18 protein-coding genes are annotated in these 19328 nt (G+C 72.0%); 11 read left to right on the forward strand and 7 right to left on the reverse strand.

Annotation, left to right across the window (positions count from 1 at the left end; translation table 11 throughout):
- Positions 1 to 169: 169 nt before the first annotated feature.
- Positions 170 to 1510 carry a deoxyguanosinetriphosphate triphosphohydrolase gene (locus tag ACFPA8_RS03270; RefSeq protein ID WP_386441916.1) on the reverse strand — a complete coding sequence of 447 codons (1341 nt, stop codon included), beginning with the start codon at positions 1508 to 1510 and terminating at the stop codon, positions 170 to 172.
- A 100-nt stretch (positions 1511 to 1610) separates the two neighbouring features.
- Positions 1611 to 2621 carry a sirohydrochlorin chelatase gene (locus ACFPA8_RS03275; protein ID WP_386441919.1) on the reverse strand — a complete coding sequence of 337 codons (1011 nt, stop codon included), beginning with the start codon at positions 2619 to 2621 and terminating at the stop codon, positions 1611 to 1613.
- 173 nt (positions 2622 to 2794) lie between these two features.
- On the opposite strand from ACFPA8_RS03275, the gene ACFPA8_RS03280 reads away from it, so the two are divergent.
- From ACFPA8_RS03280 to ACFPA8_RS03295, 4 genes are all read left to right on the forward strand, one after another.
- Complete coding sequence (locus ACFPA8_RS03280; RefSeq protein ID WP_386441922.1) at positions 2795 to 5110, forward strand: molybdopterin oxidoreductase family protein; 2316 nt, start codon at positions 2795 to 2797, stop codon at positions 5108 to 5110.
- Between the two features lie 150 nt (positions 5111 to 5260).
- Positions 5261 to 5911 (forward strand): SanA/YdcF family protein, encoded by a 651-nt coding sequence (locus ACFPA8_RS03285; RefSeq protein ID WP_386441924.1) that lies wholly within the window; start codon positions 5261 to 5263, stop codon positions 5909 to 5911.
- 113 nt (positions 5912 to 6024) lie between these two features.
- Positions 6025 to 6768: an SAM-dependent methyltransferase gene (locus ACFPA8_RS03290; RefSeq protein ID WP_386441926.1), complete on the forward strand. Its 744-nt coding sequence runs from the start codon at positions 6025 to 6027 to the stop codon at positions 6766 to 6768.
- A 265-nt stretch (positions 6769 to 7033) separates the two neighbouring features.
- Positions 7034 to 7444 carry a VOC family protein gene (locus ACFPA8_RS03295; protein WP_386441929.1) on the forward strand — a complete coding sequence of 137 codons (411 nt, stop codon included), beginning with the start codon at positions 7034 to 7036 and terminating at the stop codon, positions 7442 to 7444.
- 37 nt (positions 7445 to 7481) lie between these two features.
- Here the strand turns inward: ACFPA8_RS03295 and cutA are convergent, their stop codons facing one another.
- Together cutA and ACFPA8_RS03305 are read right to left on the reverse strand one after the other, a co-directional pair.
- Positions 7482 to 7823, reverse strand: a complete 342-nt coding sequence (gene cutA, locus ACFPA8_RS03300) for a divalent-cation tolerance protein CutA (RefSeq protein WP_386441932.1) — start codon at positions 7821 to 7823, stop codon at positions 7482 to 7484.
- 46 nt (positions 7824 to 7869) lie between these two features.
- Positions 7870 to 9366 carry a short-chain fatty acid transporter gene (locus tag ACFPA8_RS03305; RefSeq protein ID WP_386441934.1) on the reverse strand — a complete coding sequence of 499 codons (1497 nt, stop codon included), beginning with the start codon at positions 9364 to 9366 and terminating at the stop codon, positions 7870 to 7872.
- A gap of 285 nt (positions 9367 to 9651) precedes the next feature.
- On the opposite strand from ACFPA8_RS03305, the gene ACFPA8_RS03310 reads away from it, so the two are divergent.
- On the forward strand, positions 9652 to 10047 hold the full coding sequence (locus tag ACFPA8_RS03310) for a VOC family protein (protein WP_386441937.1): 396 nt from the start codon (positions 9652 to 9654) through the stop codon (positions 10045 to 10047).
- A 13-nt stretch (positions 10048 to 10060) separates the two neighbouring features.
- Here the strand turns inward: ACFPA8_RS03310 and ACFPA8_RS03315 are convergent, their stop codons facing one another.
- On the reverse strand, positions 10061 to 10855 hold the full coding sequence (locus tag ACFPA8_RS03315; RefSeq protein ID WP_386441940.1) for a helix-turn-helix domain-containing protein: 795 nt from the start codon (positions 10853 to 10855) through the stop codon (positions 10061 to 10063).
- Positions 10840 to 10983 (reverse strand): hypothetical protein, encoded by a 144-nt coding sequence (locus tag ACFPA8_RS03320; RefSeq protein ID WP_386441943.1) that lies wholly within the window; start codon positions 10981 to 10983, stop codon positions 10840 to 10842. Before ACFPA8_RS03320 ends, ACFPA8_RS03315 begins: the two co-directional genes overlap by 16 nt.
- Before the next feature lie 80 nt (positions 10984 to 11063).
- Here ACFPA8_RS03320 and ACFPA8_RS03325 point away from each other — a divergent pair, with 80 nt between their 5' ends.
- From ACFPA8_RS03325 to ACFPA8_RS03335, 3 genes are read left to right on the forward strand one after another with little or no spacing between them, the layout of a single operon-like run.
- The gene (locus ACFPA8_RS03325) at positions 11064 to 12392 is read left to right on the forward strand and encodes an NAD(P)/FAD-dependent oxidoreductase (RefSeq protein WP_386441946.1); all 1329 of its coding nucleotides are present in this window, start codon (positions 11064 to 11066) and stop codon (positions 12390 to 12392) included.
- On the forward strand, positions 12393 to 15056 hold the full coding sequence (gene nirB, locus ACFPA8_RS03330) for a nitrite reductase large subunit NirB (protein WP_386441949.1): 2664 nt from the start codon (positions 12393 to 12395) through the stop codon (positions 15054 to 15056).
- The gene (locus ACFPA8_RS03335; protein WP_386441952.1) at positions 15053 to 15484 is read left to right on the forward strand and encodes a nitrite reductase (NAD(P)H) small subunit; all 432 of its coding nucleotides are present in this window, start codon (positions 15053 to 15055) and stop codon (positions 15482 to 15484) included. Before nirB ends, ACFPA8_RS03335 begins: the two co-directional genes overlap by 4 nt.
- 160 nt (positions 15485 to 15644) lie before the next feature.
- On the opposite strand, the gene ACFPA8_RS03340 is transcribed toward ACFPA8_RS03335, so the two are convergent.
- Positions 15645 to 16082, reverse strand: a complete 438-nt coding sequence (locus ACFPA8_RS03340; protein WP_386441954.1) for a MarR family winged helix-turn-helix transcriptional regulator — start codon at positions 16080 to 16082, stop codon at positions 15645 to 15647.
- A 239-nt stretch (positions 16083 to 16321) separates the two neighbouring features.
- Between ACFPA8_RS03340 and pcaH the strand changes: the two genes are divergently transcribed.
- Genes pcaH through ACFPA8_RS03355 form a run of 3 tightly spaced genes read left to right on the forward strand, consistent with a single transcriptional unit; the run spans position 16322 to position 19318 of the window.
- A complete protein-coding gene (pcaH, locus tag ACFPA8_RS03345; RefSeq protein WP_386441956.1) occupies positions 16322 to 17092 on the forward strand; it encodes a protocatechuate 3,4-dioxygenase subunit beta in 771 nt (256 codons plus the stop codon).
- Positions 17089 to 17673, forward strand: coding sequence for a protocatechuate 3,4-dioxygenase subunit alpha (pcaG, locus tag ACFPA8_RS03350; protein ID WP_386441959.1), 585 nt, complete (start codon positions 17089 to 17091; stop codon positions 17671 to 17673). Before pcaH ends, pcaG begins: the two co-directional genes overlap by 4 nt.
- Positions 17660 to 19318, forward strand: a complete 1659-nt coding sequence (locus ACFPA8_RS03355; protein ID WP_386441962.1) for a lyase family protein — start codon at positions 17660 to 17662, stop codon at positions 19316 to 19318. Before pcaG ends, ACFPA8_RS03355 begins: the two co-directional genes overlap by 14 nt.
- Positions 19319 to 19328 lie beyond the last annotated feature (10 nt).

Here is a 19328-nt window from a genome sequence, read left to right on the forward strand (position 1 = left end):
GGCGTGGCGCGGACAGACGGACACCCGCGGTACGACCTGCCCACCTCCCGCCGGAGCGCTCCCCCTGATCCCGCCTCGTGCCCGCCCCCGGCCGCAGGCCCTCCGCGGCTGCCGGACAGGGGCCCGCGGGTGGTCACGCGACGGATCACGCCCGGGCGGGCCGGAGGGACTACTGGTCGCGCTGGTCGCGTGTGAGACGGCCGTGCAGTGAACGTGCCGAGACGTCGGTCAGTGCGGCGATCTGGTCGACGACCACGCGCAGCCGCGCCACGTCGCTGTCCGCCTCGGCGAACAGCGCACGGAACTGCGGGTCGAGCCCGTCGGGCGCACGGGCGATCAGTTCCGTGGCGAGCTCGTTGAGAACGACGCGCTGGTCGGCCCTGAGGCGTTCCAGATCGGGGCGTTGCAGTACGTAGCAGTCGGCGACCGCCTTGAGCACCGCGCACTCCAGCCGGGCCGCACGGGGAACGACCAGTTCCGCGGCGTAGCGGGTCAGCCTTCCCGACCCGTAGGCGGCGCGTGTCGCACCCTCGGCCGCGAGACAGAACCGGCCGATCAGCTGACTGGTCGCGTCCTTGAGCCTGGCCTGTGCGACAGCCGAGCCGTCGTAGCTGTGCGGCCACCACTCCTGCTCCAGCAACCGGTCGAGGGCTGCGGCCAGTTCGGCGTGACCTGCGTCGGGTGCGTAGCGGGCTGCCGTGACGGCGAAGATGTCACGCCTCTCGGGTTCGGCCAGCAGCATGTTGGGATCCAGGTGACCGGCGTGCAGGCCGTCCTCCACGTCGTGCACGGAGTAGGCGACGTCGTCCGACCAGTCCATGACCTGTGCCTCGAAGCACTTGCGTTCTGCCGGGGCGCCTTCCCGGAACCACTGGAAGACCGGCAGGTCGTCCGGGTAGACGCCGAACTTCGGCGAGGCCGGGTCGGTGGGGTGACCGCCGCGCGTCCACGGGTACTTCGTCGCCGCGTCCAGTGCCGCCCGGGTGAGGTTGAGACCCACGGGGAGGCGCTGGGGGCTGCTCCCACGGTCGCCCTCCGGGCCGGCTTCCACCTCCAGGAAGCGCTTGGGTTCGAGCCGCGAGAGCAGACGCAGCGACTGTGCGTTGCCTTCGAACCCTCCGCACGGCTCCGCGATCTGACTGAGTACGCGTTCACCGTTGTGCCCGAACGGCGGGTGGCCCAGGTCGTGCGCCAGGCAGGCGGTCTCCACCAGGTCGGGGTTGCAGCCCAGTGCCGCTCCCAACTCCCGTCCCACCTGGGCGCATTCGAGGGAGTGGGTGAGCCGCGTACGGGGGCTCGCGTCCCACGCCTGGGCGCTGGACCCGGGAGCCACCACCTGGGTCTTGCCCGCGAGCCGTCGCAGGGCGGCGGAGTGCAGCACCCGTGCACGGTCACGCTGGAAAGCGGTACGGCCCGGCCGTTTGTCGGGCTCGGGCGCCCAGCGTTCGATGTCGGACAGGCCATAGGGCCCGGTGTCGCCTGTGACCTCTGCTTCGTACGTGCCGTGCATACGCCGACGGTAACGGCAGCGGGGTACTGCGGCCCTATGAGCGTACGAGCCGACCCGCGGGCTGAGCGGCCCTCAGGGCTGTGGTGTCCTCCGCGACGGGTCACTCTGCGGGAGCGGCGGCGGAAACAGAAACGGACGGGGCGGCGGAGGACGGAGCCCGAGCGGGAGTGCTGCCCGCAGTGGCCGGAGCCGCGCGGGCCTCGTCGTACCGGTGCAGCACGAGTCCGGCGAGCGCAGGGTGGGCGCCGATCGGGGCGGCGGCGATCCAGGGGGACTGCGCCGCGCACAGGGAGGCGAAGTACCCCGGAGCGGTGAAGCACGACGCGACGGCGACCTGCGCGTGCCCGTCGGCCTGCAGCGCCCGTACGGCCTCGCCGACTGCCGGACGTGCCGCCGAGGCGTACGCCGGGACCACCGGCACGCCACCGCCGAGGCTCTCGCGCAGCTGCCGCGCGGTGCGCTCGGCTCCCGCAGCGGCCGCGGGGCTGCGGGAGCCCGCCGCGGCCAGTACGACGGCGGGCCTGTCCGAAGGGGAGCAGCGGGCCGGCTGCGGCCCGCCGGCGGGGCCGGCAGCGGCGGCGTCCCGCCAGCCCGCCTCCCGCAGCCTGTCGTGCAGGGCCGCCGCCAGCAGCGGATGCGGCCCCAGCGGCTGCGCGATCCGGGCGCGTACGTGCGGCGCGTCCGCCACTGCCGACGGAAGGTCGTGGTCGACGTGGTGGCCGGGTCCGAAGAGCAGCGGCACGACCACGGCCTGCCGTCCCGCGGGGAGAGCGGCGAGGGTGCCGGAGAGCAGCGGCTCGTTCAGTTCGACGTGTCCCAGGGCCACGTGGAGTCCGGGGCGCATCGCCCGTACGGAGGCGACCAGCGCTTCGACGGTGCGCAGCGCGCGGGGGTCACGGGAACCGTGGGCGGCGGCGACGAGGACCGGGGCGTGCGGCGGCTGCGCCCGCGGCACGCGCGCCGGGCGAGGCGCACGTACGGAGCGGAGCTGTGTCTGGAGCTGTGTGCTGAGGCGGGTCATGAGCTGCGCCGTACTGTCGAGCCCTCCGAGGCCGTCGAAGGGCCGGGGGCCGGGCCGGGAACGCGAGTGCGAGGGGAGCGACGGCGTCATGGCAGGAGTCTGACGGGAGGTCGTTGCCGTCCTGTTGCGCCCGCGTCACGTCCCGTTGCGGCGGGCTCACAGCGGGCACCTCACCGGAAGGCGACAGGTGCGCTGAGGGCCGCTTGCCGGGCATGTAACGCGGGCAGCGGGCGCTCGTAACAGACGCTCACCATCCTGTGCCCATGCACGCGAGCCCCTCAGCCTCCCCCACCGCAGCCGCAGCGAGTGCCGGGACCGACACGCACTGCCCGTACTGCGCGCTCCAGTGCGGCATGGCCCTGCGTCGCGCGCCGGGCGGCCCTGCGGCGGATGCGGGCGAGGGCGCAGGCGGGGGAACGGGGGCGCGGACCGGCACGAGTGCGGCGGGGCCACCCGTGGAGGTCGTCGAACGCCCCGGCTTCCCCGTGAACCGCGGCGCCCTGTGCAGCAAGGGCCGGACAGCGCACGCGGTCCTCGCCCCGCACGTGCGCCTCACGGAGCCGCTCGTACGGCGTCCGTCCTCCGGCCTGCTGGAGCCCGCCACCTGGGACGAGGCCCTCGACGTGACCGCGGCGGCGCTGGAGCGCACGCGCAGCACCCGGGGCGCCGACGCGGTGGGCGTCTTCGGGGGCGGCGGACTGACCAACGAGAAGGCGTACTCACTGGGCAAGTTCGCCCGGCTGGTGCTGGGCACCTCCCAGATCGACTACAACGGCCGCTTCTGCATGTCCTCCGCCGCTGCGGCAGGCATCAGAGCGTTCGGCCTCGACCGGGGCCTGCCCTTCCCCCTCTCGGACGTCGCACGTACGGGCTGCGTCGTCCTCGTCGGCTCCAACCTGGCGGAGACGATGCCACCCGCACTGCGCTATCTGACCGAACTGCGCGAGAACGGCGGCAAGTTGATCGTCATCGATCCCCGTCGCACCCGCACCGCCGAACACGCGGACCTGCATCTCGCCCCGCGGCCCGGCACCGACCTCGCGCTGGCGCTCGGCCTGCTCCATCTGGTCGTCGCCGAGGACAGGCTGGACGAGGAGTTCATCCGGACGCGGACCAGCGGCTGGCCCGAGGCGCGCAGCGCCGCGATGGCGCACTGGCCGGAACAGGTCGAGCGCATCACCGGTGTCTCCGTACCGGAGCTGCGCGAGGCCGTCCGGCTCTTCTGCGACACACCCGACGCCATGGTGCTCACCGCCCGCGGCCCGGAGCAGCAGTCGAAGGGCACAGACACGGTCAGTGCGTGGATCAACCTGTGCCTGGCCACCGGGCGCGCCGGACGGCCGCTGTCCGGGTACGGCTGCCTCACCGGGCAGGGCAACGGACAGGGCGGACGGGAACACGGCCAGAAGGCCGACCAGTTGCCCGGCTACCGCAAGCTCGACGATCCCGCAGCGCGCGCACACGTGGCACAGGTGTGGGGCGTCGACCCCGCTGTGCTCCCTGTGCCCGGGCGCAGCGCGTACGAACTGCTCGACGCGCTCGGCGGGGACGTCCGTGCACTGCTGCTGATGGGCTCGAACCCCGTCGTCTCCGCACCGCGGGCGGCACACGTGGAGGAGCGGCTGCGCGCACTGGACTTCCTCGCGGTGTGCGACGTGGTTCTCTCGGAGTCCGCGCAGCTCGCCGACGTCGTCCTGCCGGTGACGCAGTGGGCGGAGGAGACGGGCACGACGACCAGTCTGGAGGGCCGGGTCCTGCTGCGCCGCAAGGCGTGCGACCCGCCCGCGGGTGTGCGCAGCGACCTCGGCGTCCTCAACGGGCTGGCGGCACGCCTCGGTTGGGAGAAGGGCTTCCCGGCAGAGGCGGAAGAGGTCTTCGAGGAACTGTGCCGTGCCTCGGCAGGCGGCCCGGCCGACTACTCGGGCATCACCTACGCGCGCCTCGCCGCAGAGGACGGCGTCTTCTGGCCCTGCCCGGACGGACGGCCGGACGCAGGCCCGTACGGCAGCGGGGACGGCGGCAGCGGCAGCGGCAGCGGCAGCGGGGACAGCGTCGACACGGCCGGGCAGCAGCGCGCGGGGGACGGGAGCCGGCCGCCCGGAATCGCACATCCCGGGACGCCGCGGCTCTTCCTCGACCGCTTCGCCACACCGGACGGGCGCGCCCGCTTCTTCCCGGCAGTGCACCGTCCGGTGGCCGAGGAGCCGGACGCGCAGTACCCGCTGCGTCTGACGACCGGCCGTGTGCTGGCGCAGTACCAGTCGGGTGCGCAGACACGCCGTGTCGACGAACTCAACGCCGCCGCCCCCGGCCCGTTCGTCGAACTGCACCCGCGTCTGGCCGGACAGTTGGGTGTCGTGGACGGCGACCGGCTCGCGGTGGTCTCCAGGCGCGGTCGTGCCGTGGCGCCGGCGCGCGTCACCCGGGCCATCCGTCCCGACACGGTCTTCATGCCGTTCCACTGGCACGGCGAGGGCCGGGCCAACACGCTCACCAATCCGGCGCTCGATCCGTCCTCGCGGATGCCGGAGTTCAAGGTGTGCGCGGTGCGCGTGGAACCGGCGGCACCTTCGCGGTGAAGCTCACGGCGGTCGGACAGGAGTCCGACCGCACGCACAAGGAGCGCAACCGTCCAGGGGAGTTGTGGCGTCGCACCAGTCATGCCCCAGGGACGTCCCGACAGCGGCGCTGCCGTGTTCCGCAGACGCACGGTCAGACGCAGACGCGCCATGCAGATTCTGATGCTGTGCAGTGTGCTCGCCCTGCTTCCAGGCGCATGGCTGCGGCTTTCCACGGACGCCCCGCACGGGGACGTGTCGCGCGCACCCAGCGCCCCCGTCGCCCTCGTCTTCGGGGCCGGGCTGTGGGACGGCGAGCCGTCCCCGTACCTCGCGCACAGGCTCGACAGCGCCGTCGAACTGTACGAGAGCGGAAAGGTCCACGCAGTGCTCGTCTCTGGCGACAACAGCCGCGAGGAGTACGACGAGCCGGACGCGATGCGCAGGTATCTCGCTGCCCGCGGCGTGCCTGCCGGCCGAGTCGTGGCCGACTACGCGGGTTTCGACACATGGGACTCGTGCACACGTGCCGCCCGCGTCTTCGGCGTGCGGCACGCCCTGCTTGTCAGCCAGGACTTCCACATCCGGCGTGCAGTCGCACTGTGCCGTGCCGCGGGGATCGACTCGTACGGCGTCGCCGTGCCGGAACCGCGGGACGTCACGTGGTACGCGGGCGGTCTGCGTGAGATCCCCGGCGCCGCGAAGGCGGCCTTCGACGCCGCGCTGACGCCCGACCCGCACTTCCTCGGCCCGCACGAGACCGGTGTGGAACGGGCGTTGGCCGACGCGCGGCCCGCGGGACCGGGGCGCGGAAGGGGGTGACGAGGCGCGGGAGGGCACGGCCTCGACGGCGCCGGCCCCGGCATCCGTGACGGCCGTGCGCCCGCAGGAAATTCAGGCGACGGCAGCACGTTGCCGCCGACAGACTTCGCGCCATGGACCGTCGACTGCTCAGCACGCTCGCCCACCAGGACCATCCCGTCGCTGCCCCGCTCAGCGACGCGACAGTGCAACGGCTCCTGGAGCGTGCTCTGCCGCGCGGGGACGAGCGGCTGCTCGACCTCGGATGCGGCGCGGGGGAATGGCTGATCCGCGCACTGTCCGGACGTCCTCTCGCACAGGCCGAAGGTGTCGATCTCTCACCGTCCGCTCTCACCAAGGCCCGTGAGGCCTCCGCAGCCGCGGCCCTGGACGACAGGCTGACCCTCCACGAGCAGGACGCCGCACGATTCACCGCGCAGCACGACTTCGACCTGGTGCTCTCCGTCGGCTCCACGCACGCGTTCGGAGGTCTGCTGCGCACCCTCACCGCCGCACGGGAACACCTTGCCGCAGGCGGCTGCGTCCTCGTCGGCGAAGGCTTCTGGGAGAAGGAGCCCACTCCCGCCGCCCTCGCAGCGCTGGACGCCTCCCCCGGAGACTTCGCCGATCTCGCCGCGACAGTCGGCCGTGTCACCGCAGCCGGATGGACGCCGGTGTACGGGCACGTCAGTACGGCCGACGAGTGGGACGACTACGAGTGGTCGTGGACGGGGTCGCTCTCCCGCTGGGCCCTGGACCACCCCGGCGACCCCGGAAGCGTCACCGCCCGCGAGACGGCGGCCGCGCACCGGGAGGGCTGGCTGCGCGGCTACAGGGGTGTACTCGGGTTCGTCACGCTGCTGCTGCGTCGCTCGTAGGCGCCCGGGCCGGACACAGGGCGGAGGACGGACGGCAGAAGTCGGATGTGGAGGACGGACGGCAGAGCCCGGACGGCGGGACACGACGCGGGCGCCACGGCGACGGCACGGGTGGAGCGCTGCTCCGGCGATCTCCGGAAATCCCCGGCGGACCGATGAGTTGCCGCCCGGCTCCCGGTCTCACTTGTCAGCAGATGTACGGCAGAGCAGGACGGACGAGACCGTCCGGAAGAACGAGACGTCACACGAGAAAGGCGTTCCCGCCATGTCTACGAAGATCTTCGTGAACCTCCCCGTGCAGGACCTCGCGAAGTCCAAGGACTTCTTCACCCAGCTCGGCTACTCCTTCGACCCGCAGTTCAGCGACGAGAACGCCGCCTGCCTCGTGATCAGCGACGACATCTTCGCCATGCTGCTCGTGGAGCCGTTCTTCAAGTCGTTCACGAAGAAGGACGTCGCCGACTCGCGGACGAGCACCGAGACGATGATCGCCCTGAGCGCCGGCGGAAGAGCCGAGGTCGACGAGCTGGCCGACAAGGCTCTCGCCGCGGGCGGCCGCCCTGCGGGCGACCCGCAGGACCACGGATTCATGTACTCCCGGAGCTTCTACGACCTCGACGAGCACCACTGGGAGTTCGTGTGGATGGACCCCGCCGCCATGGAGGGGCAGAGCTGAATCCAGTCCCGCGGCACGGACCGTCCGCCCCCGGAAATCACGCCGTCCGGGGGGCGGACGTCTCCTCGGCGACCCACGCCAGGTAGTCGGCGCCGCCGCGCACCACGGGCGTCGCGATGATCTCCGGCACGTCGTAGTCGTGAGCCTGGCGGATGTACGTCTCCAGGTCGTCGTACCGGGCCTCGCTCGTCTTGAACAGCACCTGCCACTCAGGGTCGTTCTGCACCTCTCCCTCCCACCGGTAGACGGAGGTGACGGGCGCACTGATCTGCGCGCACGCGGCCACGCGCTGCCGGACGGCACCAGCTGCGAGCTCGCGTGCCTTCGCCTCGTCGTCGGTCGTGGTCAGCACTGCCAGAATCCGGGCGTCGTCGCTCATGACCACACCCTGACATCTCCGCGCGGGCAGCACCGCCCGTCCGCTGTCACGGGAAGGGCAGCGTCCCCGCGAAGACGGTCACCACAACGAGGACGACCGGGAAGCACGCCAGGAACATCGCGAACGTGTACCCCATGATGTCCCGTGCCTTCAGTCCCAGGATCGCCAGCGTCGGGAGCATCCAGAACGGCTGCAGCAGGTTCGCCGAGGCCTCGCCCAGGTCGTAGACGACGACCATCCACCCCTGGTTGACGTGCAGTTGGTTGGCCGCGTCGATCACGTACGGCGCTTCGATGACCCACTTGCTGCCGCCGCTGGGCACGAAGACACCCAGCACGGCCGAGTACACCGCGATGAGAGGTGCGAACAGCACCTCGTTGGAGACGCTGACCAGCCAGCCGGCCACCTGCTTCGAGACACCGGTGAACGCGATCATGCCGAAGATCCCGCCGTAGAGCGGAAACTGCAGCAGCACACCGGACGCGGCGGGAGCGCCGCGCCGGACCGCGTCCACCATCCGTATGGGACGCCAGTGGAGGCAGAGCGCGAGCAGCAGCAGGATCAGGTTGACCGTGTTGAGGTCGAGCGCCGCGACCGGGTTCCCCTCCGCGGACGCGAAGTGCCTCACGAGGTACCAGAGTCCGAGCAGTCCGATCAGGACCGTGAACACGGGACTGCTCTCCAGCCAGTCCCCCGGCCTCGACCGCCTGACCTCCTTCGCGTGCTCGTCGACGAGGGGCCGCAGTTCGATGCCCAGGTCCTGCGCGGTCTTCGCGCGGGCGGCAGTCGGAGCGAGGAACCAGGCCATGACGAGTGCCACGAGGAAGACGACCGCTGTCGCGACGAGGCTCTGCCAGGTGAAGATCGTGTCGGTGAGCGGTATGACCTTCTGCCCGTCCCGCCCTTCGGCGATGACGTCCTGTACGGGCTTCGGGCTGGAGACAGTGCTCGCCACCTGGAGCGCCGCCGAGCCGGACAGGCCCTGCGCCCAGACCGTCCCGAGCCCCAGGAAAGCCATCGCGCCCACCGCGCGGTAGTCGACGCCGCGTACGACGCGGGCGATCTCCTTGGCCAGGATGGCGGTGAAGACAAGGCTGAACGCCCAGTTGAGGTAGGAGCTGATCATCGCTACCCCGGCTGTGAAGGCGATCGCAGCCCGCGGCGACTTCGGGACCCTGGCCAGCCGCGTGATGAGGCGCGCGACGGGTGCCGAGACCGCGACCGCGTAGCCCCCGATGATGATCATCGCCATCTGCAGGGTGAACTCGATCAGCGACCAGAAGCCCTTACCCCACGCGTCGACGAGGGCAGTGGGACGCTCCCCGGTCGACAGCCCCAGCGCGAAGATCAGGAACGTGCCGACGAGCACGAACCCGAAGGCGTCCGGAAGCCATTTCTCGGTGAACCCGGTGAAGCGCAGCGCTGTCCGCGCGAGCAGCGTCTCGTCCTGGCCCGGCACCCCGGTGTGGGGACCACCGTCCCGTCCCGGGTCCGGACCGGTCTCCTGTCCTGTGTCCGGACCGGTCTCCGCATTGCTGGCCATGTCCACCTCGCTCGCTCTCCGGGCTGCCGGTTCTCGCAGGCCGGCCGGGTGACGGCCCCGCCTGCCCGGCTCGTGCGGCGAATAGTGGCGAGCAGTCGGCCGGAAGGGAAGAGTCCGCCTGCCGCCGGAAGGCGCAACGTTGCACAACCGGAAGCAACCTGGAGGCGGAGACCACTGCGCAGGCCGCAGCTGTGGGGCGGCTGCCCATTGCGGTCCGCCCCTCCCCCGGGCGCCACGTCCGATCCGTTCAAGACCAGGAGGCACTGCGCGGCCTAGCGTGCGGACATGACTCCACGCTTCGACCTCATCGGCATCGTCACGGCGGACATGGCCGCCTCCCTCGCCTTCTACCGCCTGCTCGGCCTGGACGTCCCGGCCGGCGCCGACGGCGAGGCGCACGTCGAGGCGGCGCTGCCCGGCGGGCTGCGCATCGCCTGGGACACCGACGAGACGATCCAATCCTTCAACTCCGGCTGGCACCCCGGGCCGCACGGCAGCGGCCGCCTCGGCCTGGCGTTCCTCTGCGACTCCCCCGACGACGTCGACGAGCAGTACGCCCGTCTGACAAGCGCCGGCCACGAAGGGCACAAGGCACCCTGGAACGCCTTCTGGGGCCAGCGGTACGCCGTGGTGGCGGACCCCGACGGCAACGAGGTCGACCTCTTCGCCCCGCTCCCCTGACACCGCCCGCGCACTACCGGCCGCGAAGACCCAGCAGCCGCGCCGGCGGCACCCCGGCCAGCGCCCTGACCTCACGCGAGAGATGGGCCTGGTCGGCGTATCCCGACGCCACCGCCACCTCTGCCAGGGACCCCGTACGTCCCGCCATTCCGAGGGCTCGCTGCATCCGCAGCACGCGCGTGAGCGTCTTGGGCCCGTAGCCGAAGGCGTCCCGGCAGCGGCGGTGCAGCTGCCGCTCGCTCAACCCGACAGTGCGCGCCACTTCGGCAACACCCCGCCCGTGCGCGAGCAGTTCGACTACGGACCGGTTCAGGGGCCGCGCGGTGCGGCTCCGTTTCAGCGCCTCGTCCCCCAGCCGCTCGCCCGCGAGGATCTCCAGTGCGCGGCCCGGCTCCGCTGCCGATGCGATCCGCTCCTCCAGCACCCGCACGGCACTCTCCGGCCACACCGCGCCGAGTGGCACCCGCTGATCGCGCACCTCGTACGCCGGCAGGCCGAAGACCGCCGGTCCTGTACCGGGAGCGAACCGCAGGCCGGTGATACGGGAGACGGTCTGCGGCGAATGGACATGTGCCCGTGTGTCGGGTCCGGCGACGACCAGCGCGCCGTCCCACCACAGCAGGTCCATGCAGCCGTCGGGCAGCACGCGCCCCTCCTCCTCGGGTGCGCCGTGGTGTGTCCACACGACTGCGCCCTCCAGCTGCGAACGCCACTCCACGTACATGCGTACAGAATGCCGCCCCTGGGGCGGAGGGTTGCCCCCGTGAGCCAGATCGGCGGTCACGTCCGCGGTCACGTCGGCAGCCACATCAGCAGCATGAGCAGCGGAAGGAGCAGCGGCATCAGCAGCGGAAGGAGGCCCGGGAGGGCACGGCGGGCGGGGGCGGCACCGTCGCCGCTGCGGAGTGCCGCCCACACGCAGCTCACAGACGGCACCACGGCACGCTGAGCACAGCGTTCCCCCGGGGAAACAGCCGTGATGCGACCGGGTAACAGCCGCACAGCACGCTCGTTCCATGACCTTGCGACAGCGTGTGGTGGTGATCGGCGGCGGCATGGCCGGTGCGCGGATCGCCCAGCAGCTCGACACCGGCGTGGATCTCACTGTCGTCGGCGAAGAGCGGCACGCCCCCTACAACAGGGTGCTGCTCGCGGAGGTACTCGGCGGACAGTACGCACCGGAGGTCATCGCCCTCCCCACACGCCCGGCGGTCCGATGGATGCACGGTGTACGTGCCGTCCGGATCGACCGGGAAGAGCGCCGCGTCGTGTGCGACGAGGGAAGCGTGCTCCCCTACGACGTCCTGGTGCTGGCCACCGGTGCGAGCCCCGTACTCCCGCCCCTGCGCGGCCTGTTCGCCGCCGGCGCCGGCGAACTGCCCGACGGGGTGCGTGCCTTCCGGACCATGGACGACTGTCTCGCCCTCCGCGACGAGGCACGGCCGGACGTGGGCGCGGTGGTCGTCGGCGGTGGTCTGCTCGGCGTCTCCGCCGCCCGCGCGCTCGCACGCCGAGGTGTCCAGGTCGTCCTGGCCCACCAGGGCGAACGGCTCATGGAACGGCAGCTCGACGCGGGTGCCGCCGCACTGCTGCGGCGCCACCTGGAGGAGCTGGGCGTCGAGGTGCACACGGAGTGCCGGGTGCGCGGACTGCGTACACAGCCGAACGGCCGGAGCAACGCCGGCGCCGTGCGCTCAGTCGAACTCGCCGACGGCTACCGCCTCGACGCCGGCTTGGTCGTCATCGCCTGCGGAGTGCGTCCCCGCGTCGGACTCGCCCGCGCCGCCGGGCTGGAGATCTCCCGCGGAGTCGTCGTGGACGACCGGCTGCGCACCAGCGACCCGCACATCTACGCCGTCGGCGACTGCGCAGAGCACGAGGGAGTCCTGTACGGACTCGCCGGCCCCGCGCAGGAGCAGGCCGACACGGCGGCCCGCGTCCTCACCGCCGCCCTCGCGGGCGCGCGTGCCACCGGGGCTCCCGCCGTACCGGGCTACCGCGGCACCCGCGCGCTGACCCGGCTCACGCTCGGCGCCCCGCCCCTCGGTGGAGCGACGGACCACGGGGCCGCCGGCCGGTGGCGGTCGGACCCTCCGCCGCCGCTGGACCTCGCCGCGTTCGGAGAGCCGACCCCGCGCGAGGACGACGACGTCGTCCAGCTCGCCGACGCCACGCGCGGCATCTACCGGAAGGTCGTCGTCCGTGGCGACCGGCTCGTCGGAGGCATCCTCCTCGGCGATCTCCGCACCGTCGGCACGCTCGCCCGCGCCTGGGAGGGCGACGAGGCACTGCCCTCCGAACCGCTGCTCCACCTGCTCACCCACGCCCCCGACGGAGGCCAGTAGATGACGACGCCGCCGACTCCCACGACGACTCCGACGCCGACGATCCTGCTGATCGGCCACGGGATGGTCGGGCAGCGCTTCCTGGAGGCCCTGGCCGCGCGGGGGACGACCAGCCGGGCACGAGTGGTCGTCCTGTGCGAGGAGCCGCGGCCCGCCTACGACCGCGTCCGGCTCACGTCGTACTTCTCCGGCACGACGCCCGAGGAACTCGCCCTCAGCGACGAGCAGTTCCTCGCCGAGCACGGCATCGAGCTGCACCTGGACGACCCGGCGGCCGCAATCGACCGGGAGCGCCGGACGGTCACCTCCCGGTCGGGCCGCACCGTCGCGTACGACACCCTGGTACTCGCCACGGGCTCCTTCCCCTTCGTGCCGCCGGTTCCCGGCAGGGACAGCGCAGGGTGCTTCGTCTACCGCACCATCGAGGACCTGCTGGCGATCGAGAAGTACGCGAAGACCTCGTCCCGCGCGGGTGTGGTCGTCGGCGGCGGACTGCTGGGGCTGGAGGCGGCCGGCGCACTGCGCGGGCTCGGACTGGACACCCACATCGTCGAGTTCAACGACCGGCTGATGGCGCTCCAGGTCGACGCAGGCGGCGGAGCAGCCCTGCGCCGCACCGTCGAGGAAATGGAGCTGACCGTGCACACCGGCGTGGCCGGTGAGCGGATAGTCGCGGACGAGCACGGTGCGGTGAAGTCGATGGCACTGTCCGACGGTTCGCACATCGAGACCGATCTGGTGATCTTCTCCGCGGGGGTACGGCCGCGCGACCAGCTCGCACGCGACAGCGGACTGGCGGTCGGGGACAGGGGCGGCGTCGTCATCGACGAGCAGTGCCGCACCAGCGATCCGTACATCTACGCCGTCGGCGAATGCGCCAAGGCGGTCGACGGAACGGTCTACGGGCTGGTCGCGCCCGGTTACGAGATGGCCGAGAGCGCAGCCGACGCGGTGAACGAGCAGTTCGCCCGCGGCACCTCCGCGGCGGACGGCGCACCGCGCACGTTCACCGGCGCGGACACCTCCACGAAGCTGAAGCTCCTCGGCGTGGACGTCGCCTCCTTCGGCGACGCGCACGGCACCGCGGACGGCTGCATGGACGTCGTCTATTCCGACTCGCGAGCCGGTGTGTACAAGAAGCTCGTGGTCGCACCGGACGGTGCTCTGCTCGGCGGTGTTCTCGTCGGTGACGCGGAGGCGTACGGCACGCTGCGGGCGCTCACCGGCTCCGTACCGCCGGTACCGCCCGAGTCGCTGGTGCTGCCGGCGGGTTCGGACTCCCCGGGACGGGCGCTCGGCCCCGCCGCACTGCCCGACGACGCGATCGTCTGCAACTGTCACCACATCGACAAGGGCACTGTCCGCTCCGCTGTCACCGAACACGGCTGCACGGATGTACCGGCCGTGAAGAAGTGCACCAAGGCGGGCACAGGCTGCGGCAGTTGCCTCAAGGTGCTCGGGCAGGTCGTCGACGCCGAACTGGAGGCCAACGGGGTCACCGTCGACACCGGTCTGTGCGGCTGTTTCGCCTACACGCGCGCCGAACTGTACGAGATCGTGCGGACACTGCGGCATACGACCTTCGCCGGACTGCTCGACTCGCACGGCCGAGGGGAGGCGCGGCGCAGCGACGGCTGCGAGGTGTGCAAGCCGGCGGTCGCCTCGATCATCGCCTCCCTGGCACCGACCATCGGCGCGGGAGGCCACGTACTGGACGGTGAGCAGGCCGCACTGCAGGACACCAACGACCACTTCCTCGCCAACCTCCAGCGCAACGGCTCCTATTCGGTCGTGCCCCGTGTGCCCGGCGGGGAGATCACACCGGAGAAGCTGATCGCCGTCGGCGAGGTCGCACGGGACTACGGCCTGTACACGAAGATCACCGGCGGGCAGCGCATCGACATGTTCGGCGCACGCGTCGATCAGCTGCCCGGCATCTGGGCGCGCCTCGTCGAGGCGGGCTTCGAGTCCGGTCACGCGTACGGAAAGGCCCTGCGGACGGTCAAGTCCTGCGTGGGCAGCACGTGGTGCCGCTACGGCGTGCAGGACAGCGTCCGCATGGCCATCGACCTGGAGTTGCGCTACCGCGGCCTGCGGTCCCCGCACAAACTGAAATCGGCTGTCTCGGGGTGTGCCCGCGAGTGCGCCGAAGCGATGAGCAAGGACTTCGGAATCATCGCGACCTCGTCCGGCTGGAACCTCTACGTCGGCGGCAACGGGGGCGCCACGCCCCGCCACGCCGACCTGCTGGCGCAGGACCTGAGCGACGCCGAACTCGTGCGTCTGACAGACCGGTTCCTGATGTTCTACATCCGCACCGCGGACCGGCTGGAGCGCACGTCCGCGTGGCTGGAGCGGATCGAGGGCGGTCTCGACCACGTCAGGGACGTCGTCGTGCACGATTCGCTCGGCCTGTGCGACGAGCTGGAGGCTCTGATGGCCGACCACGTCGCCCACTACAGGGACGAGTGGTCGGCGACTCTGGCCGACCCGGAGAAGCTCGCCCGGTTCGTCTCGTTCGTCAACGCACCGGGCGTGCCGGATCCGTCCGTGCAGTTCGTCGCCGAGCGCGAGCAGATCAAGCCGGACCTGACCCTGCTGTCGGGCCCCGACATTCCCGTACGCGCCACTGACCGGACCCCCGAAAGGACGGCCGCCCGATGACCCCGACCGCTCTCAGTACCGCAGTCGGCCCCGCCGGCAGCGCGACCGCCGGCCACGGTGCCGGCTCCCTCCCCCGTCCGCGCACCGGCGCCGGCAGTGCCGCCCGCCGGGTCGAAGTACGCGACGGCGCCGGCTGGTTCACGGTGTGCCGTCTCGACGCGCTCACTCCCGGCCGCGGCGTCGGCGCGCTGCTGCCCTGCGGTACACAGGCCGCCGTCTTCATGGACCGCGCGGGGCACCTCCATGTGATCGGCAACCGCGACCCGTTCACAGGCGCCTACGTCCTCTCACGCGGTCTGCTCGGCTCCGCCGACGGCATGCCGTTCGTGGCCTCGCCGCTGCTGAAGCAGCGCTTCGATCTGCGGACGGGGCGCTGCCTGGACGACCCGGACGTGTCCGTCCCGGTCTTCGACTGCCGTACGCACTGAGGGCACAGCGGACCGGGCGGCCCGTGGCACGGCTGCCCGGCAGTGCTGTCCGTCCACCCGGGACGGCCGGTTCCCGCGGTGCGGGCACAGCCGCGCTGCCCGTGTCCGCAGTCCGCTGCGCCACCGCCACCACCCGCCACCAGCAGCGCGACGTGGACGTTCAGCCCCGCAGGTCCTCCGCCGCTCCGGCGACCCGCGCGATGAGCCGCAGCAGGGTCTCCCGCTCCTCGCCGTCGAGCGGCGCGAGGAAGACCCGGTTCATCCGGGCGGTCCGCGTGACCAGCTTCCTGTGTACGCGGCTGCCCTGCTCCGTCAGCTTCAGCACGTTGCGGCGGCCGTCCATCGGGTCGCGCACCCGCTCGACCAGTTCCCGCCCCGCCAGCCGTGCGACGAGGTCGGCGATGGTGGAACGGTCGAGGTGCACGTGTTCGCTGAGGGTGCGCTGGTCCATGCCGGGCTTCTCCAGCAGCGCGTTGAGCACGGCGAACTGCGGCGACGTGATCTCCTCCGAGACCATCGCCCCCCACAGCAGCGAGTGCGCCTGCTGGAGCCGCCGGGCGAGGTGCCCCGGGTGCGTGCTCAGATCGACCGCGGCCATCCGCGCTCCCTCCCGGGCTGAGGCTCGTTCCCGTACGAATTCGATGAGTGCACTGACTGATTCTTGCGCCGGAAGGCACAGAGTGTCGAGAGTCACCCGTCCTTTCCCATGCTATTGACGCATCTGCCCCGCAGTGGCAACGTCGGCAAAACCTCGCAGTAATACTCAGCACACTGAGCAATTGCGCGCAGAGCGCCCGTCCTGGTGTCCGTCCGCAAGGACCGACAGGAGTACGTCCCATGCCTCTCAGCCAGCACGACATCGACCGCGAAATCGCCGAGCTGCGCGACGCGTACGAGAAGTCACGCGCCGCCGGCGCACCCGCCGCCCACCACCCCTCGCGGGACTACGCGCCGTACCGCAGCAGCGTCCTGCGGCACCCCGAACAGCCGCTGGTGCCCGTGCACGGCGATCCGGAGACGGTCGAACTGCACACGCCGGTCTTCGGCCCGACAGACGTCACAGACATCGACCACGACCTGACACGGCAGCACCACGGCGAGCCGCTGGGCGAACGGATCACCGTCTCGGGCCGACTCCTCGACAGTGCGGGACGCCCGGTGCGCGGCCAGTTGATCGAGCTGTGGCAGGCCAACGCAGCGGGGCGCTACGCGCATCTGCGCGACCAGCATCCTGCACCGCTCGACCCCAATTTCACCGGCGTCGGACGCACGCTGACCGGAGACGACGGAAGCTACAGCTTCACGACGATCAAGCCCGGCGCGTACCCCTGGCGCAATCACGAGAACGCCTGGCGCCCCGCGCACATCCACTTCTCACTGTTCGGCTCCGCGTTCACGCAGCGGCTGGTCACGCAGATGTACTTCCCCAACGACCCGCTGTTCGAGTACGACCCGATCCTGCAGTCCGTCACCGACGAGTCCGCGCGGCAGGCCCTCGTGGCGTCCTACGACCACAGCCTCTCCCGGCCGGAATGGTCGCTCGGCTACCGCTGGGACATCGTCCTCGACGGACCGTCCGCCACCTGGGTCGAGGAGGGCCGCCGATGACTTCCCCGCAGCCGACTCCTTCGCACACCGTCGGCCCCTTCTACGGCTACGCCCTGCCCTTCCCCGGCGGCGACGAGATCGCCCCGGCGGACCGCACGGACGCCGTGTTCCTGCACGGGCACGTCTACGACGGAGCGGGCGACCCCGTCCCCGACGCCCTGCTCGAGATGTGGCAGGCGGACCCGGAAGGTGACCTGTCCGGCGCTCCCGGCTCGATGCGCCGCGATCCCGTCGACGGCGGCTTCCTCGGGCGCAACGGCGTCGACTTCACCGGCTTCGCCCGCGTCGCGACCGACGCCGCCGGCCAGTGGAGCATCCGTACGCTGCCCCCCGGCGCCCGCCCGGGTCACGCTCCGTACATCAGTGTGTGCGTCTTCGCGCGCGGGCTGCTGCACCACCTCTTCACTCGCGTGTACTTTCCACAGGACGCCGAAGCGCACGCCACCGACCCGCTCCTCGCCTCGCTCGACCCCGTCCGGCGCGAGACCCTGCTGGCGAGGGCCGACCGGGCAACCGGCTCGTACCGCTTCGACATCCGGCTGCAGGGCGAGAAGGAGACGGTCTTCCTTGACTTCCAGTGACGCGGACGCCGACCCGTACCCCGGCCCCTCCACCGGGCCGCTACCGGACGACGTCGGCCTGCTGGCTCCGGTGCGCGCGGGCTCGGCGGCCGAGTCCGGCTCGGGCGACGCGGCAGTGCTCCAGGCGATGCTGGACGCCGAGGCCGCGCTGACCAGAGCGCAGGCGAGCCTCGGTCTGGCCCCCGGCACGGCGGCCTCGGCCGTCTCCGCCGCCGCACGGGCCGAGCGCTTCGACGTCCGCAGCCTGGCACTGCGTGCACGCTCCGGCGGCAACCCCGTCATCCCGCTCGCGGCCGACCTCGCCGACGCCGCGGGGCCGGACGCGGGCCCGTACGTCCACCGGGGCGCGACCAGCCAGGACATCCTCGACACCGCACTCATGCTCGTCGCGGCCCGCACGCTGGACGAGATGCTCCCCGACCTGGAGCGCACTGCGCGGGAGCTGGCCATGGTGGCGGCGGAGCACCGTGACACTCCCCTGCCGGGGCGGACGCTCACCCAGCACGCCGTCCCCACGACTTTCGGGCTGAAGGTCGCAGGGTGGCGCAGCCTCGTGCTGGACGCGTACGACCGGCTCGCTGCCGCACGTGCAGGTCTGCCCGTGCAACTGGGCGGAGCGGCAGGCACGTTGGCGGCTTTCGCCGCGCACGCCGAGGCGGACGCGGCCGAGGTGCCCGACGCGGCAGCAGCACCGGACAGCTCGCCGACGGGCGCGGACGCCCCGGAACCGGGGGCACCCGGCGGGCATCTCGACGGACGTCCCGAGGGGCATCCCGACGACGGAGACATCGGTCTGCGGCTGCTGGCGGCGTTCGCGCGTGAACTCTCCCTGGCCGAGCCCCGGCTGCCGTGGCACAGCCTGCGCACCCCCGTCGCCGATCTCGGGTCGGCCTGCGGCTTCGCCTGCGCGGCGCTGGGAAAGTTCGCCGCCGACGTGCTGGTGCTCTCGCGCAGCGAGGTCGGGGAGGTCGGCGAGGGCGGCGGCGGAACGTCCTCCACGATGCCCCACAAGGCCAACCCCGTACGCGCCACCCTCATCACCGCCGCCGCCCGGCAGGCCCCCGCCCTCGCCTCCACGGTGCTCGGCTGCCTCATCGCCGAGGACGAGCGCCCCGCCGGCGCCTGGCACGCGGAGTGGCAGCCGGTCCGCGAACTGCTGCGGCTCACGGGCGGCGCGGCCCACGCCGCCGCCGAACTGGCCGGAGGTCTCCAGGTCTTCCCGTACCGCATGCACGAACACCTGGCTCTCACCGAAGGGTTGATCGTCAGCGAGCGCTTCACCGTCGCGCTGGGCCCGCTGCTGGGCCGCGCACGTGCGCGGAAGCTGCTCGACGCGGCTTCGCGCAAGGCCGTCGACGAGGGAATCACCCTGGACGAGGCGCTGGAGGAGGAAGAGCCCGAACTTCCGGATCTGCTCTCCAGGGACCGGCTGCGCGACCTCACCGATCCCACCCACTACACGGGTTCGGCGGGCCCGCTCACCGACCGCGCGCTCCGCCGTGACCCGGCGCGTGTCCCGCCGGGCGGAGCGACGAGGGAGAATCGGCGGATGCGCGAGACACAGCAGCACGACGAGGCGTACAGACTGCGAGACACCCGGCACCCCGACGGTCCCGCCGGCGCAGCGGACACCGGAGAGCGGTGACACGCCATCC

Source organism: Streptomyces ovatisporus (assembly GCF_042653885.1).
Classification (GTDB): Bacteria; Actinomycetota; Actinomycetes; order Streptomycetales; family Streptomycetaceae; genus Streptomyces; species Streptomyces ovatisporus.

Excerpts from the sequence above, each read along its gene's own strand:
- ACFPA8_RS03270 (WP_386441916.1), bottom strand. The coding sequence starts at position 1,510 with ATGCACGGCACGTACGAAGCAGAGGTCACAGGCGACACCGGGCCCTAT.
- ACFPA8_RS03275 (WP_386441919.1), bottom strand. The coding sequence starts at position 2,621 with ATGACGCCGTCGCTCCCCTCGCACTCGCGTTCCCGGCCCGGCCCCCGG.
- ACFPA8_RS03280 (WP_386441922.1), top strand. The coding sequence starts at position 2,795 with ATGCACGCGAGCCCCTCAGCCTCCCCCACCGCAGCCGCAGCGAGTGCC.
- ACFPA8_RS03285 (WP_386441924.1), top strand. The coding sequence starts at position 5,261 with ATGCAGATTCTGATGCTGTGCAGTGTGCTCGCCCTGCTTCCAGGCGCA.
- ACFPA8_RS03290 (WP_386441926.1), top strand. The coding sequence starts at position 6,025 with ATGGACCGTCGACTGCTCAGCACGCTCGCCCACCAGGACCATCCCGTC.
- ACFPA8_RS03295 (WP_386441929.1), top strand. The coding sequence starts at position 7,034 with ATGTCTACGAAGATCTTCGTGAACCTCCCCGTGCAGGACCTCGCGAAG.
- cutA (WP_386441932.1), bottom strand. The coding sequence starts at position 7,823 with ATGAGCGACGACGCCCGGATTCTGGCAGTGCTGACCACGACCGACGAC.
- ACFPA8_RS03305 (WP_386441934.1), bottom strand. The coding sequence starts at position 9,366 with ATGGCCAGCAATGCGGAGACCGGTCCGGACACAGGACAGGAGACCGGT.
- ACFPA8_RS03310 (WP_386441937.1), top strand. The coding sequence starts at position 9,652 with ATGACTCCACGCTTCGACCTCATCGGCATCGTCACGGCGGACATGGCC.
- ACFPA8_RS03325 (WP_386441946.1), top strand. The coding sequence starts at position 11,064 with ATGACCTTGCGACAGCGTGTGGTGGTGATCGGCGGCGGCATGGCCGGT.
- nirB (WP_386441949.1), top strand. The coding sequence starts at position 12,393 with ATGACGACGCCGCCGACTCCCACGACGACTCCGACGCCGACGATCCTG.
- ACFPA8_RS03335 (WP_386441952.1), top strand. The coding sequence starts at position 15,053 with ATGACCCCGACCGCTCTCAGTACCGCAGTCGGCCCCGCCGGCAGCGCG.
- ACFPA8_RS03340 (WP_386441954.1), bottom strand. The coding sequence starts at position 16,082 with ATGGCCGCGGTCGATCTGAGCACGCACCCGGGGCACCTCGCCCGGCGG.
- pcaH (WP_386441956.1), top strand. The coding sequence starts at position 16,322 with ATGCCTCTCAGCCAGCACGACATCGACCGCGAAATCGCCGAGCTGCGC.
- pcaG (WP_386441959.1), top strand. The coding sequence starts at position 17,089 with ATGACTTCCCCGCAGCCGACTCCTTCGCACACCGTCGGCCCCTTCTAC.